Consider the following 14994-nt stretch of genomic DNA (forward strand, 5'->3'; position numbering starts at 1 on the left):
AGGGATCAAGCACATGAAGCGATCAGCCGCCGAAATCATCAGCGAGTACGGGCCTTTCGCAGGCGTCGAGAGTGTGCACGGCGTCACCTATGACGGCGCGCATGTCTGGTTCGCGTCCGGCGACAAGTTGAATGCGGTCGATCCGGCAAGCGGCAAGATCGCACGCTCCTTCAATGTCGCCGCACATGCGGGAACGGCATTCGACGGCCGGCACCTGTTCCAGATTGCCGAAGATCGCATTCAGAAGATCGACGCCGCGACGGGTAAGGTGCTCACCACCATCCCCGCGCCGGGCGGCGGTGGCGATTCCGGACTTGCCTGGGCCGAGGGCTCGCTCTGGGTCGGGCAATATCGTGAGCGGAAAATCCATCAGGTCGATCCGGAAACGGGGACGGTTCTGCGCACCATCGAGAGCAAACGCTTCGTGACCGGAGTCACCTGGGTCGACGGTGAGCTCTGGCATGGCACCTGGGAAAACGATGAAAGTGACGTGCGGCGGATCGATCCCGAAACGGGAAGCGTGCTGGAGCAGCTCGATATGCCCGCCGGCACGGTCGTCACGGGGCTGGAATCCGATGGCGGCGATCGCCTCTTCTGCGGTGGCGGAAGCCGCGGCGACGTGAAAGCGGTCCGCCGTCCCAAGCGTGGCGCGCCGCGATGACGCGATGATTACCCGGCGCGTTCGCAGCCGTTCATCATTCGCCCCAATTCCACCCTATCCATGCGCTCTAGCGGCCTCCTCGTCTGCCCTGTAGACTCCAGCCCCGGGGTGGCTTGGGGGATTGATGCGACCAACGTTGTACTTGAAGACTGTGCTGATCGCCGTCGCCGTGATCGCGGCGTCGTTTTTCATCAGCCTGAAGGCGATGGACTGGCTGTCGTCCCCCGCGACGGGGCCGGCGCCCGCGGTCGCACAACTGCCACCGCTGCCGCCGGTCTCGAAAAGCTCGATCGTGGTAGCGCCGGTGGCCATCGCGCTGTCGGCGATCCGGGAACAGGCCGAGAAAGCCGCGCCGCGCAATTTCGCCGGCAAGGCCGACAATCCGATCTCGCAGATCCTGGAGAACGCCGACATCGGCTGGTCTGCGATGCGTGGGCCGATCTCCACCGTCGGCGACAAGGACGTGCTGACGCTGTCGACGCCGCTCAGTGGCAAGCTGAACGTGACGGGATCGCTGTCGTCGAAGGCGACCGGCGCGCTCGGCGAGGCGCTCGGCAGCGTGCTCGGCGGCAATGCCGCAAAGCAGATCGGCGCCGTCAACATCAAGAACCTGAATGCCAGCGCCGAGATCAAGGGCAACGTGGTCATCACCTCGCGACCGAAGCTCGCGGCGGCCTGGCATCTCGAGCCCAACCTCGGCGCCCAGGTCAATCTCGGCGATACCAACCTCTCGGTCGCCGGAGCCAAGGTCAACGTGCCGGCGCAGGTGAAGCCGCTGATCGACAAGACCGTCGACGAGCAGCTCGACGCCGCCGCCGAGCGTATCCGCAACGATCCGAGCCTGCGCGAGAACGCGAAGGCGCAATGGGCCAAGGCATGCCGTTCGATCCCGCTGCAGGGCTCCGGCTCCTCCGCCGCGCTGCCGCCGCTGTGGCTCGAGATGAAGCCGATCCGTGCAATCGCCGCACAGCCGCGCGTCGATGCAAAGGCCGTGACGCTCCTGCTCGGCCTCGAAGCCGAGACGCGCGTCACCGCGGCACAGACCAAGCCCGATTGCCCGTTCCCCGACAAGATCTCGATCGTGCCGCCGACCGGCACCGGCGTGAACATCGGCGTGCCGATCGACGTGCCCTTCGCCGAGATCAACAAGCTCGTCGCCGCGCAGATGGTCGGGCACACCTATCCCGAGGACGGCTCCGGCCCGGTCGACGTCACCGTGAAGAGCGTCAACGTCGTCCCCTCGGGCGACCGGCTCCTGATCTCGCTCCTGGTGCGTGCCAAGGAAAAGAAGAGCTGGTTCGGCCTCGGCGCGGAAGCGACCGTGCACATCTGGGGCCGCCCGATGCTCGACCAGGCGCAGCAGACGCTGCGGCTTGCCGATATCCAGCTCGCAATGGAGTCCGAGGCGGCGTTCGGCCTGTTGGGTGCAGCCGCGCGCGCGGTGGTGCCGCACATGCAGCAGGCGCTGGTGCAGAAGGCGACGCTCGATCTGAAGCCGATCGCCGCCAACGCGCGCGAGAAGATCGCCGCCGCGATCGCCGACTACCAGAAGACCGATGACGGCCTGCGCGTCGAGGCCAAGATCGACAGCCTGACGCTCGCCGACATCGCCTTCGATTCCAAGACGCTGCGCGTGATCGCGGAAGCCGGCGGCTCGCTCAACGTGTACGTGTCGAAGCTGCAGTAACCGCCTTCTCTCCGCGCGCGCACTGCAAATGGATTATTCGCGGAAAGAGCCCCTCACCCGGATCGCATCTTCGATGCGATCCACCCTCTCCCACAAAAGGGAAAAGGGTGAACACCGTCGCCCCCTTCCCTTTTTGCATTCTGCTACGGCGTGGATCGCTTAGCTGGAGCGGCGGATTGCGGCTAGAACCGGCCCGCAACGAAGCCCAAACAACAACGCACAAGGGAGAACAACCATGCACAAACTCTTCGCCGCAGTCGCGGCCGGTCTCGCCATCGCCGCAACGGGCGGCACGGCGCAGGCGCAGATTTCCGACGACGTCGTCAAGATCGGCGTGCTCACGGACATGTCGAGCCTCTATGCGGACGCCACCGGCAAGGGCTCGCTCGCCGCCGTGGAGATGGCGGTTGCCGACTACGGTGGCAAGGTCGCCGGAAAGCCGGTCGCGGTGGTCGCGGCCGACCACCAGAACAAGCCGGACGTCGGCGTCAATATCGCCCGCAACTGGTACGACAACGACAAGGTCGACGCGATCTTCGACGTGCCCACCTCGTCGGTGGCGCTGCCCATCTCGGCGCTGACGCGCGAAAAGAACAAGATCAACATCAATTCCGGCGGCGGCTCGTCCGACATCACCGGCGCCCAATGCTCGCCCAACACGGTGCACTGGACCTATGACACCTATGCACTGTCGAACGTCGCCGGCAAGGCGATGGTCAAGCGCGGCGAGGACACCTGGTTCTTCGTCACCGCCGACTACGCCTTCGGCATGGCGCTGGAGCGCGACGCCGCCAACGTTGTGAAGGAGAGCGGCGGCAAGGTGCTCGGCGACGTACGTCATCCGCTCAACTCGTCCGACTTCTCCTCCTTCCTGCTCCAGGCCCAGGCCTCCAAGGCCAAGGTGGTCGCGCTGGCCAATGCCGGCGGCGACACCACCAACGCGCTGAAACAGGCGGCCGAGTTCGGCCTGACGCAAGGCGGCCAGAAGATGATCGCGCTTCTGCAGGAGATCACCGACACGCATTCGCTCGGCATCAAGGCGACGCAAGGGCTGATCGTCACCGACGCGTTCTACTGGGACATGAACGACGAGACGCGGGCCTTCTCCAAGCGCTTCAACGAGAAGGTCGGACATATGCCGACCATGATCCAGGCCGGCCTGTATTCGGCGACGATGCACTATCTGAAGGCGATCGACGCCATCAAGACCGACGAGGCACCCAAGGTGATGGCGCAGATGCGCTCGACGCCGATCAACGACTTCTTCGCCAAGAACGGCAAGATCCGCATCGACGGCCGCATGGTCCACGACATGTATCTGTTCGAGGTGAAGAAGCCCGAGGAGTCCAAGGGTGAGTGGGATCTCTACAAGCAGATCGCCACCGTGCCCGGCGACGAGGCATTCCGCCCGCTCGACAAGGGTGGCTGCCCGCTGGTGAACGGGCATTGAGTGAAGGATAATTCTCAGTCATTGCGAGCGAAGCGAAGCAATCCAGAAATGCATCCGCGGAAATAACTCTGGATTGCTTCGTCGCTTCGCTCCTCGCAATGACGAAGAGACACGATCGCGCGCCCGGTGAAACCGGGCGTGCTTGGTTTTGGCGATCAGCCGAGCCGCATTACTCCGAGTACTTGAACTCGGGCATGTTCTTCAGATCGTCCTTGCTCGCGTTGAACACGGCGTGATCCGGATACCACTTCGACGACTTGGCCGGAGCCGCAGCGGTCTTGTCGGTGCCGGTTGCAGCGCCCGTCGTCGTGGAGGCCGGGGGCTTGGCACCAGTCGGGCTCGTGCCGGTGCCGGTGTTGTAGGCCACGGCCTCTTCGGAGAACTTCAGCTTCTCGTAGGGTATGGCGACCAGATGCTCGCCCATGCCGAGGAAGCCGCCGACGCCGATCACGGCCATCTTGATGGCGCCGCTCTTGTCCATCAGCAGGTCGTTGATCGAGCCGATGTTCTCGTTGGAGTCGTTATAGACCCTCAGGCCTGCCATCTTCGATGCACGCCACTCGTTCGACGCCGATGTGGTCGTCGCGGACGCAGTCGGAGCCTTGTCGCCGGTGGCGGTCGGCGATTGTGCAAACGCGACGGTCGCAAGCAACGCGGTCCCGGCGAGGCCGGCCGCGATCGATTTGATCAACATGTGTCCTCTCCTTCAGCAAGAAAACTCGTGTGGAGAAAACAGCCTTGCGCAGTCGCAGTTCCGAACGTGCGGCAATTTCGTCGCATGCACTGTCATTTGCCGCTGCGTTGCGATGAAAGTTCCTGTGTCTTGAACGTTCGTGACGCACGGTTCCCCGCCGACGATCATGCGCCCTGGGAAGAAGCGAGATCGCGGCGAGGAACGCCGACCTGCGTCGCTCAGGTCAGCTCTTGTAGTCGATCAGCAGTGCGGAGAATTGCGAGCCGTTCGACGAGCTGGTCGCGTTGCCGGAGGCGCCGTAGGACGATGTCGATGACTGCGCCTGCTGCAGCGCCTGGAGAAATTGCTGGAGGATCTCGGCCGTGGTCTGGTCGCTTGAGGTGCCGCTCGTCGAGTCCGTGGACGAGGACTGGTCGGAGGAGCCGTCATCCGACGGCGGCGGGCCGGGCGGCGGAGCGCCGGCGCCTTGCGGGCCCTTGGCGAAGGCAGCCTCGAACACGCCCTTGAGTTCGTCGGCCTGGTCCGAGGTCAGCGTCCCGTTCGACACCTCATTGGAGATGAGGTCGTCGATCTTCGACTTCATCTCGTCCTTCGACGGCCGCGTGCCGCTGGACTCGTCGCTGCCGCGGCTCTGCTGCAGCGCCGTGTCGATGTCGTTGAGCGCCGTCGAGAGTGCGGACTGATCCGACGACGAGATCGTGCCGGCGGAGACTTCCGATTGCAATTCCTGCTGTAGCCGCTGTAGCGGCGACTGGTAGCTGCTGCTTGCGAGCGACGAGATCGTGCTCATGATGGCTCCGGGGTTTCTACGGTATCTTGCGCGACGGCTTGACGGTATGGTTAACGGTCTTAACGAGATCTTGCCGGTCACCGGCCAGGCTGTTGCCGGGTGTTGCGAGCAGGCCAGCCGGAAACAAACTGAAACAAAAATCTTCGCCATTCGGCCCGAATCTTGGACAAACAGAGGACATGGCCATTCCCTCGCCCAACATCCTGGTCGTCGAGGACGACCGCGAAACCCGGACGTTGATTGCGAAGTACCTGCGCAACAACGCCTGCAACGTCACCGCCGTCAGCGACGGCCGCGAGATGTCGCGCGCCATGGCCGACCACCGCGTCGACCTCATCATCCTCGACGTCATGCTGCCCGGCGAGGACGGCCTCAGCCTGTGCCGCAAGGTGCGCTCGGAGGCGCAGACGCCGATCATCATGCTGACCGCGCGCGGCGAGGACGTCGATCGCATCGTCGGCCTCGAGATGGGCGCCGACGACTACCTGCCGAAGCCGTTCAATCCGCGCGAGCTGCTCGCCCGCATCAACGCGGTGCTGCGCCGCCAGGCGGCGGCCCAGGCCGCAAGCTCGATCGAAGGCGCAAGCACGCTGACTTTCGAGGGCTGGCGCATCGACCTGCGCCTGCGCGAACTACGCAATCCCGAGGGCGCGCGCGTCGCGGTGACCAGCGCCGAGTTTGACCTGCTCAGGACATTCTGCGAGCGGCCCGGCCGCGTGCTCTCGCGCGACAGCCTGCTCGACCTCACACAGGGGCGCAACACCGGTTCGTTCGAGCGCTCCATCGACGTGCTGGTCAGTCGCATCCGCCGCAAGATCGAGCCCAATCCGCAGGACCCGACCATCATCAAGACGGTCCGCTCCGGCGGCTATTTGTTCACGCCAAGAACTGAAGCAATAAGAACTGAAGCAATGCGAACGGAAGCGGTCACGACGCCCCTGAGCAACTAAAGGGAACGTCGGCCATGAATCCGTTCGGGTTCTTCCACCTCAAGGGTATCGGCGGACAGATCGCCGCGCTCGTCCTGGCTTCGACGGTTGCGCTCCATCTCGTCGTCACCACCGCCTTCCTGATCAGCCGTCCGGACCGCCCCGACACGCCGCCCGACGGCGGCCATCAGCTTGCGGACGCCGCGCTGCTGCTCGCGTCCGCAAGCGGGAGCGAGCGGCCGCGCCTCATGAGCGATCTCACACGCGCGTTCCCCAGGCTCGGCATCGAGACGGTGGCGCCCGGCACGGCGAGGATAGTCGAGGACAGCGAAAGTGCGCACCTGCACGGAATGCGCCGTCATCTCGGTCGTGCCTACAAGGTGGTGCAACTCGCCCCGGACGGCGGCATGCATCGCGTCGGCGTGGAGCTACCCGACGGCACCATGATCGCGGGCCGCGTCGACAACGGTCCGCGGCCGTGGTTCTGGGGCGGGCCGTGGCTGATGACGCTGATGACCGCCTTCATCTGCGTCACCGTGCTCGGGCTGTGGGCGGCGCGTGCGCTGGCGACCCCGCTGTCGTCCTTCGCCAAGGCCGCCGAGAATTTCAGCCTGGACGGGACGTCCGAGCCGCTGCCCGAGCGCGGCCCCGAGGAGATCCGCCAGGTCGCGCGCGCGCTCAACCGCATGCATGAGCGGATCGCACGGCTGATGTCCGATCGCACCCGGATGCTGGCGGCGATCAGCCACGATCTGCGCACCCCGATCACGCGCTTACGGCTGCGCGCCGAGTTCATCGAGGACGAAGGCAACCGCAAGCGCATGCTGATCGATCTCGACCAGATGCGCTCGATGCTGGAGTCCGTGCTGTCGCTGCTGCGCAACGACCGCAAGGTCGAGGCGGTGACGCTGGTCGACGTCGCGAGCACGCTGCAGCTCATCGCTGACCAGTTCGGCGACATGGGCCACGTCGTGCATTATGACGGCCCGGCATCGGCAACCGCCGCGGCACGTCCCGACGACCTCCACCGCGGCATCACCAACCTCGTCGAGAATGCGGTGCGCTTCGGCGCCGAAGTGACGATCCGGCTCGATGTCGAGAGCACCCTTTTCAGGATCGATGTCGAGGACGACGGCCCCGGCATTTCGGATGCGCGCAAGCAGGAGATGCTGGAGCCGTTCGTGCGCGGCGACGACGCGCGCACCATGGACGACTCGACCGGGTTCGGGCTTGGCCTGTCGATTGCGCGCGCGATCGCGCTCGCGCATGGCGGCGAGCTGTCACTGCACGATCGCGATCCGCACGGGCTGATCGTGCGGATTCAATTGCCGATGTGGCAGCAGCCGCGGCTCGCGGCGTAAGGAGCAGCTTAAGCGGCGAGCGGCGGATGCTCGACCGCGTGGTGATCGTAGATCGCCACCGCCTCGAAGCGATAGCCGCAGACGTTGCACTTCCAGAGATAGGAAACGCGCCCTTCGCCCGGCTCGATCCAGTCCGGAAACGGGATCGGCGTGCCGCACTGTGCACAGGGGTTCTGCTTGGGGATGTCGCCGATGTCTGCTCTTGTCATGGACGTCCTCCCGTATTGCTGATCTCAACTACTCGTTTTTGGGCGGATGCGCGACCAGACAGGCCTGCTGTCGCGTAACGCGCTCCGCCGTCTGTCGCGTAACGCGCTCCGCCGTCCGCACCCTTAACATAGGTTTAAGTCGTAAAAACGACGAACCGGCCAAAATCGCCCGATCGGGACGTTTCGCCACATCATCGCCGCGTTCCCGCGGCCTAACGCCCGGGCGCAGGTTCATTGTGCCGAGGAACGTTTCGATGAAAATTTTTTATATTGCTGCGCTCGCGGCGGCCGGATTGATGCTGGCGCAGACGGCAAATGCCGGTGAAAGCGAATACGCCGAGATGGTCGCAGCGCATGCCCGCGCCAATGGCGTGCCGGAAGCGCTGGTGCACCGCGTCATCATGCGCGAGAGCCGGTATCAGCCGAGCCTAATCGGCCGCGGCGGCACGATCGGGCTAATGCAGATCAAGCTCGCGACCGCCCGCGGGGTCGGCTACACCGGCGATGCCGCCGGCCTGCGCGACCCCAACACCAATCTCACCTACGCCGTAAAATATCTCGCAGGTGCCTATCACGCCGCCAATGGCGATCACGCGCGAGCCATTCGTTATTATGCAGGCGGCTATTACTATGCCGCAAAGCGGCAGCGGCAAGACCAACACCAGCAGGTGGTGCAACAGGCGAGCAGCGAGACCCTGCTCGAGCCGAACGGCAATCCGCAGCCGATGTTCGGCGCGCCGCCGCACCGGAAGCTGGCGCAGGGCGTGCGCAACGCGCGGGCGCAGGAGCTGAAGTAACCTTCGTCTCGCGGACGCGCTACAGCGTTCCCGGCGATGCGAAGCATCGTCCGGTGCGCTGCTACGCCATCAACAAAACAATTAGCCCGGCTCAGCAGCGCACCACGCCGCGCAAAGCGGCGCGGCCAGCGCTGCGACCGGGGCACGAGAGGTTCCCGTCAAGTGCGTTGACACAGGCCGTCACTGGCATACATTAGAGCCGTTCCGAGGGGTGCTCCGAGGAGGAGCTGAGATACCGCTAAATGGGCAAATCCGCCCAGGACCGCGGTGACCCTTTGAACCTGATCCGGGTCATGCCGGCGAAGGGACAGGGATGTACCAGACCACCAAGCGACCGGATTCTCCGGTATCCATCATCGGCGCAGGCATTGCTGGAGCTTGGCAGGCGCTTTTGTTCGCGCAGGCCGGCCACACCGTGACTCTACACGAGCGCGGTGACGCCGGGATGACCGACTCCACCAGCCATTGGGCCGGCGGCATGCTCGCACCCTATTGCGAGGCGGAGGTCGCCGAGCCCATCATCAGCCGGCTCGGCCTGCGCGCCCTCGATATCTGGCGGCGCGAACTGCCGGACACTCCGTTCAACGGCTCCCTCGTCGTGGCGCATCCGCGCGAGCGCAACGATTTCGAGCGCTTTGCGCGGATGACCGAGGGCCATCGGCGGCTCGATGCCGCCGGCCTCGCCGCGCTCGAGCCATCACTCGAGGGCCGCTTCCGCGAGGCGCTGTTCTTCCCGACCGAGGGCCATGTCGAGCCGCGCCGGGTGCTGCCAAAACTGCACGAGCGCATCCGCGCCGCCGGCGGCACTATCAGGTTTTCCAGCGACGTCAGCAGCAAAGATCTCGACGGCATCGTGATCGACTGCCGCGGCCTCGCCGCGCGCGAGGAACAATCGGAGCTGCGCGGCGTCAAGGGCGAGATGATCCTGATCGAGACCAGCGAGGTGCAGCTTGCGCGCCCCGTGCGGCTGATCCATCCGCGCTGGCCGCTCTACGTCATTCCGCGCGAGGACAACCTGTTCATGCTTGGCGCAACCTCGATCGAGGCCGAGGACACCGGCGTCAGCGTGCGCTCCGCGCTGGAGCTGCTCGGCGCGGCCTATGCGGTGCATCCGGCCTTCGGCGAGGCCCGCATCGTCGAATTCGGCTCCGGCCTTCGCCCCGCCTATCCTGACAACCTGCCGCGCATTGGTGTTCGCGGCGACAGGATCGCGATCAACGGGCTCTACCGCCACGGCTTCCTGATCGCACCGGCGCTCGCCGAACTGACGCTCGCCTATGTCGAGCGCGGCCAGATCGACAATGAGGTGATGCAATGCGGGTGATCGTCCAATGCGTTTGATAATCAACGGCGAGCAACGCGAGGTGACTTCTGCAAGCGTGGACGCGCTACTGGCCGAGCTCGACTACGAAGGCACGCATTTCGCGATCGCGCTGAACTACGATGTGGTCCCGAAAAGCCGCTGGGCCGAGACAGAGCTCAAGGCCGGCGACGAGATCGAGATCATCACGCCGCGGCAAGGAGGGTGAGGTGATGAGCGTACACACTCTCCCCACGTCGCTCGCGCAGGCCACATACTCCGGCGTCATCGCCCGGCTTGACCGGGCGATCCAGTACGCCGCGGCTTCTCCGTATTACGGTACGGCCTCTGGAATACTGGATCCCCGCTTTCGCGGGGATGACTGCTCCAATTGCAGCGACACCAACCGTCACGCGTTCGTGGGGATGACAGCGACATTTGAGGAGACACCTCGAACATGGTGACCTTCTACGGCAAGCAATTCGCCTCCCGCCTCCTGATCGGCAGCGCGCTGTATCCCTCGCCGGCGATCATGCAGGCGGCGATCCGCGCATCTGGCGCCGGCATCGTCACGGTATCGCTGCGGCGCGAAGCGGCCGGCGGCAAGACCGGGGACGCCTTCTGGAATCTGATCCGTGAGCTCGACGTCGCCGTGCTGCCGAACACCGCCGGCTGCCGCAGCGTGCGCGAGGCGGTGACGACGGCAAAGCTCGCGCGCGAACTGTTTGCTACGTCCTGGATCAAGCTCGAGGTGATCGCCGACAACGACACGCTGCAGCCCGATGTCGTTGGCCTCGTCGAAGCCGCCACCATCCTAATCAAGGACGGCTTTGAGGTGTTCCCCTATTGCACCGAGGATCTCTCGGTCGCAAATCGCCTCGTCGATGCCGGCTGCAAGGTGGTGATGCCATGGGCCGCGCCAATCGGCTCGGCCCGCGGCATCACCAACCGCGATGCGCTGAAGCTTCTGCGCGAGCGGCTGCCGGATATCACGCTGGTGGTCGATGCCGGTCTCGGCGCGCCCAGCCACGCGGCGCAGGCGCTCGAGCTCGGCTACGACGCCGTGCTGCTCAACACCGCAATCGCAAAGGCCGCCGATCCCGTCGCGATGGCCAATGCCTTCCGTCTCGGCGTCGAGGCCGGCCGCACTGCTTACGAGGCCGGGCTGATGGACGCCCGCGACTTCGCCTCCCCCTCCACCCCTGTCGTTGGGACCCCGTTCTGGCATGCCGTATCCTGATCCCTTCTATCCCGTCGTCGACAGCCTCAAATGGGTCGAGCGCCTGACCAAGCTCGGCGTCGGTACGATTCAGTTGCGCGCCAAGAACCTCAACGACGCCGACGCGCTCCAGATCGTCAGCGACGCGCTGGCGGTGACGAAGGGCACGCAGGCAAAACTCGTGGTGAACGATTACTGGCGTGCGGCGATCGTCGCCGGCGCGCAGCATCTGCATCTCGGCCAGGAGGACCTGGCCGACGCCGATGTGAAAGCCATCCGCGAGGCCGGGCTGACGCTCGGCGTCTCCACACACGATGACGACGAGCTCGCCGCCGCGCTCGCGGTCAAGCCCGACTATGTCGCGCTCGGACCGATCTTCTTCACCACGCTGAAGTCGATGCGCTTCGAGCCGCAGGGCATTCCGAAGATCACCGAATGGAAGAAGCGCGTCGGCAACATCCCGCTGGTCGCGATCGGCGGCATCAAGTTCGAGCACGCCGCGGAGATTTTTGCCGCAGGCGCCGATTCCATCGCCGTCGTCAGCGACGTCACCCAGAACGCCGATCCCGATGCCCGGGTGCGGCAGTGGCTCGGCCTTTCCGTGGAGGCGGCGTGATGCCTGTTCTTGCCCCACACGCTCTGCCGTCATCGCCCGGCTTGACCGGGCGATCCAGTACGCCGCGGCTTCTCCGTATTACGGCACGGCCTCTGGAATACTGGATCCCCGCCTTCGCGGGGATGACAGCGGTACTTGTTTCTCGTGCAGCGATGCCAACGAATTAAAGGAGGATCCCATGAACATCCGCTCCAACCCGAAAAAGACCGTGCCCGCCGTCACCACCGGCCCGCTGCCCTCCTCGCGCAAGATCTTTGCGACGCCCGAGGCCGCGCCTGACGTGCGCGTGCCGCTGCGCGAGATCATTCTCTCCGAAGGCGCAGGCGAGCCGAACCTGCCGGTCTACGATACTTCGGGTCCCTACACCGATCCGAGCGTGACGATCGACGTCAACGCCGGCCTCTCCCGCAACCGCAAGGCCTGGGTGCTGGAGCGCGGCGGCGTTGAGGAATATGAGGGCCGCACGATCAAGCCGGAGGACAATGGCGGCGTCTCCACCGAGAAGGCCGCGCGTGCGTTTAGCGCCTATCACAAGCCGCTGCGCGGCCTCGACGGCCACAAGGTGACGCAGCTCGAATTCGCCCGTGCCGGCATCATCACCAAGGAGATGATCTACGTCGCCGAGCGCGAGAATCTCGGCCGGAAGCAGCAGCTCGAACGTGCCGAGGGCGCACTTGCCGACGGCGAAAGCTTCGGCGCTTCGGTGCCCGCCTTCATCACGCCGGAGTTCGTCCGCAGCGAGATCGCGCGCGGCCGCGCCATCATCCCCTCCAACATCAATCACTCCGAGCTTGAGCCGATGATCATCGGCCGCAACTTCCTGACCAAGATCAACGCCAACATCGGCAACTCGGCGGTGACCTCGTCGGTCGAGGAAGAGGTCGAGAAGATGGTGTGGGCGATCCGCTGGGGCGCCGACACCGTGATGGATCTCTCGACGGGCCGCAACATCCACACCACCCGCGAATGGATCCTGCGCAACTCGCCGGTGCCGATCGGCACCGTGCCGATCTACCAGGCGCTGGAGAAGTGCAACGGCGATCCGGTGGCGCTCACCTGGGAGCTCTACAAGGACACGCTGATCGAGCAGTGCGAGCAGGGCGTCGACTACTTCACCATCCACGCCGGCGTCCGCCTGCAGTACATCCACCTCACCGCCAATCGCGTCACCGGCATCGTCTCGCGCGGCGGTTCGATCATGGCCAAGTGGTGCCTGGCGCATCACAAGGAGAGCTTCCTCTATACCCATTTCGACGAGATCTGCGACATCATGCGCAAGTATGACGTCTCGTTCTCGCTCGGCGACGGCCTGCGCCCGGGCTCGATCGCCGATGCCAACGACCGCGCGCAGTTTGCCGAGCTCGAGACGCTCGGCGAGCTCACCAAGATCGCATGGGACAAGGGCTGCCAGGTCATGATCGAAGGCCCCGGCCATATCCCGATGCACAAGATCAAGATCAACGTCGACAAGCAGCTCAAGGAGTGCGGCGAGGCGCCGTTCTACACCCTCGGGCCGCTGACCACCGACATCGCGCCGGGCTATGACCACATCACCTCAGGCATCGGTGCTGCCATGATCGGCTGGTTCGGCTGCGCCATGCTCTGCTACGTCACCCCGAAGGAGCATCTCGGCCTGCCCGACCGCAACGACGTCAAGACCGGCGTCATCACCTACAAGATCGCCGCCCACGCCGCCGATCTCGCCAAGGGCCACCCGGCCGCCCAGCTTCGCGACGACGCGCTCTCGCGCGCCCGTTTCGAATTCCGCTGGACCGACCAGTTCAACCTCGGCCTCGATCCCGACACCGCAAAGAGCTTCCACGACGAGACCCTGCCGAAGGAAGCCCACAAGGTCGCCCATTTCTGCTCGATGTGCGGCCCGAAGTTCTGCTCGATGAAGATCACGCAGGACGTGCGCGACTACGCCGCGACGCTGAACGATCCGACCGCCGTCGGCGCATCGATGGCCGGCACCATCGAGGATGGGATGGCGAAGATGAGCGAGAAGTTCAAGGAGATGGGCAGCAACGTGTATCTGGATGCGGAGAAGGTGAAGGAGAGCAATCGGGCGCTGTGAGGTGCCTGACACGACGCTCGAACGACTCCCGGACCAGCTCCGCGAAAACCTTCGCCTCGTTTTCGTCGGTACCGCCGCAAGCACACGATCAGCGCGGGATGGGCACTACTACGCCCATCCCGGCAACCGGTTCTGGCGGGCGATCCATGAGGCCGGGATCACACCGCGGCGCTATCAGCCGAGTGAGTTCGCGGCGCTGTTAGATTTCGGGATCGGCTTCACCGATCTCTCCAAGTCGGGCGCCGGGATGGATCGCCAGATCGAGGCAGCATCGATCGACGTGCCGGGCTTCAGGGCCAAGATCGAGAAGTATCGCCCGAGGACCATTGCGTTCACGAGCAAGAAGGCGGCGAGCCTGTTTTATGGCAGGCCGTCCGGCGTGATTTCGCTGGGGCGGCAGCAGGCTGACGCGCAATTTCCCGACGTGTTCGTGCTCGCCTCCCCATCCGGCGCCGCGTCCGGCCATTGGACGCTGGAGCCGTGGCGTGACCTTGCGGCGTGGATTGCAGCGTAGGGTCGGTTAGCAGCAACGCCCACACTTAGCCGTCGTCCCGGCGAAGGCCGGGACCCATACCGCGGAATCCATCAGTTGCGAATGTTCGCAGTACCGGACCACGAGTCTTCGCCAAACCGCTTCCTGGGGTTATGGGTCCGGCCTTCGCCGTGACGACACCGTGGATTTGGCAATACGGTGCTAAAAAACACGACGCCGCTTTGTGAGCGGCTAATCCACTCTACGCGGTCACGCCCGCCGCCTCACCCCGCATACGCCCGATCCAGATCCGCGATCACGATCTTCTTCATCTGCATCATGGCCTGCATGACGCGACCCGCCTTGGTGCGGTCGGGGTCGCCGAGGTAGCGGCCGAGCGCGGTCGGGATCACCTGCCAGGACAGGCCGAACCTGTCCTTGAGCCAGCCGCACCTGGATTCTTCACCGCCGTACGCGGTGAGCCGGCTCCAGAAATAATCCACCTGCTCCTGCGTCTCGACGCTGATGAAGAACGACACCGCCTCGTTGAAGCGGTGTTGCGGCCCGCCATTGAGGGCGTTGAAGCGCTGCCCTTCCAGCTCGAACACCGCCATGAAGTCGCTGACGGTCTCGACCTTGGCGTTGGGAAACACCGATTTGTAGAAAGCGACGGCTTCCGGGACGTTGTTGTCGAACCAGAGAAACGGCGTGATGGAAGTCATGTTTCGGGAA

The 14994-nt window shown here is 64.8% G+C and carries 16 protein-coding genes and 1 riboswitch; of the genes, 12 read left to right on the plus strand and 4 right to left on the minus strand.

From position 1 onward, the window contains the following. Window positions 1-13: 13 nt before the first annotated feature. From MTR72_RS01030 to MTR72_RS01040, 3 genes are all read left to right on the plus strand, one after another. Window positions 14-661 carry a Vgb family protein gene (locus MTR72_RS01030; protein WP_280965870.1) on the plus strand — a complete coding sequence of 216 codons (648 nt, stop codon included), beginning with the start codon at window positions 14-16 and terminating at the stop codon, window positions 659-661. 124 nt (window positions 662-785) lie between these two features. Then, entirely contained in the window at window positions 786-2348 is a 1563-nt protein-coding gene (locus MTR72_RS01035) for a DUF4403 family protein (RefSeq protein ID WP_280965871.1), read from the plus strand. 235 nt (window positions 2349-2583) lie between these two features. Next, entirely contained in the window at window positions 2584-3798 is a 1215-nt protein-coding gene (locus MTR72_RS01040) for an ABC transporter substrate-binding protein (protein WP_280965872.1), read from the plus strand. A gap of 169 nt (window positions 3799-3967) precedes the next feature. On the opposite strand, the gene MTR72_RS01045 is transcribed toward MTR72_RS01040, so the two are convergent. Both MTR72_RS01045 and MTR72_RS01050 read right to left on the minus strand, forming a co-directional pair. Continuing rightward, entirely contained in the window at window positions 3968-4492 is a 525-nt protein-coding gene (locus MTR72_RS01045) for a PRC-barrel domain-containing protein (protein WP_280965873.1), read from the minus strand. Window positions 4493-4715: 223 nt separating this feature from the next. Further along, window positions 4716-5282: a hypothetical protein gene (locus MTR72_RS01050; protein WP_280965874.1), complete on the minus strand. Its 567-nt coding sequence runs from the start codon at window positions 5280-5282 to the stop codon at window positions 4716-4718. A 179-nt stretch (window positions 5283-5461) separates the two neighbouring features. Between MTR72_RS01050 and MTR72_RS01055 the strand changes: the two genes are divergently transcribed. Further along, window positions 5462-6232, plus strand: coding sequence for a response regulator (locus MTR72_RS01055; RefSeq protein ID WP_280965875.1), 771 nt, complete (start codon window positions 5462-5464; stop codon window positions 6230-6232). 14 nt (window positions 6233-6246) lie between these two features. Next, complete coding sequence (locus tag MTR72_RS01060) at window positions 6247-7572, plus strand: ATP-binding protein (protein WP_280965876.1); 1326 nt, start codon at window positions 6247-6249, stop codon at window positions 7570-7572. An 8-nt stretch (window positions 7573-7580) separates the two neighbouring features. On the opposite strand, the gene MTR72_RS01065 is transcribed toward MTR72_RS01060, so the two are convergent. Next, window positions 7581-7781 (minus strand): hypothetical protein, encoded by a 201-nt coding sequence (locus MTR72_RS01065; protein ID WP_280965877.1) that lies wholly within the window; start codon window positions 7779-7781, stop codon window positions 7581-7583. 254 nt (window positions 7782-8035) lie between these two features. Here MTR72_RS01065 and MTR72_RS01070 point away from each other — a divergent pair, with 254 nt between their 5' ends. The 7 genes from MTR72_RS01070 (at window position 8036) to MTR72_RS01100 (ending at window position 14304) form a co-directional block, all read left to right on the plus strand. Then, window positions 8036-8578, plus strand: coding sequence for a transglycosylase SLT domain-containing protein (locus MTR72_RS01070; protein WP_280965878.1), 543 nt, complete (start codon window positions 8036-8038; stop codon window positions 8576-8578). A gap of 197 nt (window positions 8579-8775) precedes the next feature. Further along, a riboswitch (TPP riboswitch) is annotated at window positions 8776-8904 on the plus strand. After that, a complete protein-coding gene (locus MTR72_RS01075; protein WP_280965879.1) occupies window positions 8892-9902 on the plus strand; it encodes an FAD-dependent oxidoreductase in 1011 nt (336 codons plus the stop codon). It overlaps the preceding riboswitch by 13 nt. 7 nt (window positions 9903-9909) lie before the next feature. Then, window positions 9910-10107: a sulfur carrier protein ThiS gene (thiS, locus tag MTR72_RS01080; protein WP_280965880.1), complete on the plus strand. Its 198-nt coding sequence runs from the start codon at window positions 9910-9912 to the stop codon at window positions 10105-10107. Between the two features lie 228 nt (window positions 10108-10335). After that, complete coding sequence (locus MTR72_RS01085) at window positions 10336-11118, plus strand: thiazole synthase (RefSeq protein ID WP_280965881.1); 783 nt, start codon at window positions 10336-10338, stop codon at window positions 11116-11118. Beyond that, window positions 11105-11713 carry a thiamine phosphate synthase gene (locus tag MTR72_RS01090; RefSeq protein WP_280965882.1) on the plus strand — a complete coding sequence of 203 codons (609 nt, stop codon included), beginning with the start codon at window positions 11105-11107 and terminating at the stop codon, window positions 11711-11713. The genes MTR72_RS01085 and MTR72_RS01090 overlap by 14 nt, the downstream gene beginning before the upstream one ends. A 178-nt stretch (window positions 11714-11891) precedes the next feature. Continuing rightward, complete coding sequence (thiC, locus tag MTR72_RS01095) at window positions 11892-13790, plus strand: phosphomethylpyrimidine synthase ThiC (RefSeq protein WP_280965883.1); 1899 nt, start codon at window positions 11892-11894, stop codon at window positions 13788-13790. 1 nt (window position 13791) lies between these two features. After that, entirely contained in the window at window positions 13792-14304 is a 513-nt protein-coding gene (locus MTR72_RS01100; protein WP_280965884.1) for a mismatch-specific DNA-glycosylase, read from the plus strand. 242 nt (window positions 14305-14546) lie between these two features. Here the strand turns inward: MTR72_RS01100 and MTR72_RS01105 are convergent, their stop codons facing one another. Continuing rightward, a complete protein-coding gene (locus MTR72_RS01105) occupies window positions 14547-14984 on the minus strand; it encodes a VOC family protein (protein ID WP_280965885.1) in 438 nt (145 codons plus the stop codon). Window positions 14985-14994: the final 10 nt, after the last annotated feature.

Source organism: Bradyrhizobium sp. ISRA442 (assembly GCF_038085055.1).
GTDB lineage: Bacteria > Pseudomonadota > Alphaproteobacteria > Rhizobiales > Xanthobacteraceae > Bradyrhizobium.

What these genes read in the sequence shown, in the direction of transcription:
- MTR72_RS01030 (WP_280965870.1), top strand. Translation starts at nt 14, where the DNA reads ATGAAGCGATCAGCCGCCGAAATCATCAGCGAGTACGGGCCTTTCGCA.
- MTR72_RS01035 (WP_280965871.1), top strand. Translation starts at nt 786, where the DNA reads ATGCGACCAACGTTGTACTTGAAGACTGTGCTGATCGCCGTCGCCGTG.
- MTR72_RS01040 (WP_280965872.1), top strand. Translation starts at nt 2,584, where the DNA reads ATGCACAAACTCTTCGCCGCAGTCGCGGCCGGTCTCGCCATCGCCGCA.
- MTR72_RS01045 (WP_280965873.1), bottom strand. Translation starts at nt 4,492, where the DNA reads ATGTTGATCAAATCGATCGCGGCCGGCCTCGCCGGGACCGCGTTGCTT.
- MTR72_RS01050 (WP_280965874.1), bottom strand. Translation starts at nt 5,282, where the DNA reads ATGAGCACGATCTCGTCGCTCGCAAGCAGCAGCTACCAGTCGCCGCTA.
- MTR72_RS01055 (WP_280965875.1), top strand. Translation starts at nt 5,462, where the DNA reads ATGGCCATTCCCTCGCCCAACATCCTGGTCGTCGAGGACGACCGCGAA.
- MTR72_RS01060 (WP_280965876.1), top strand. Translation starts at nt 6,247, where the DNA reads ATGAATCCGTTCGGGTTCTTCCACCTCAAGGGTATCGGCGGACAGATC.
- MTR72_RS01065 (WP_280965877.1), bottom strand. Translation starts at nt 7,781, where the DNA reads ATGACAAGAGCAGACATCGGCGACATCCCCAAGCAGAACCCCTGTGCA.
- MTR72_RS01070 (WP_280965878.1), top strand. Translation starts at nt 8,036, where the DNA reads ATGAAAATTTTTTATATTGCTGCGCTCGCGGCGGCCGGATTGATGCTG.
- MTR72_RS01075 (WP_280965879.1), top strand. Translation starts at nt 8,892, where the DNA reads ATGTACCAGACCACCAAGCGACCGGATTCTCCGGTATCCATCATCGGC.
- thiS (WP_280965880.1), top strand. Translation starts at nt 9,910, where the DNA reads ATGCGTTTGATAATCAACGGCGAGCAACGCGAGGTGACTTCTGCAAGC.
- MTR72_RS01085 (WP_280965881.1), top strand. Translation starts at nt 10,336, where the DNA reads ATGGTGACCTTCTACGGCAAGCAATTCGCCTCCCGCCTCCTGATCGGC.
- MTR72_RS01090 (WP_280965882.1), top strand. Translation starts at nt 11,105, where the DNA reads ATGCCGTATCCTGATCCCTTCTATCCCGTCGTCGACAGCCTCAAATGG.
- thiC (WP_280965883.1), top strand. Translation starts at nt 11,892, where the DNA reads ATGAACATCCGCTCCAACCCGAAAAAGACCGTGCCCGCCGTCACCACC.
- MTR72_RS01105 (WP_280965885.1), bottom strand. Translation starts at nt 14,984, where the DNA reads ATGACTTCCATCACGCCGTTTCTCTGGTTCGACAACAACGTCCCGGAA.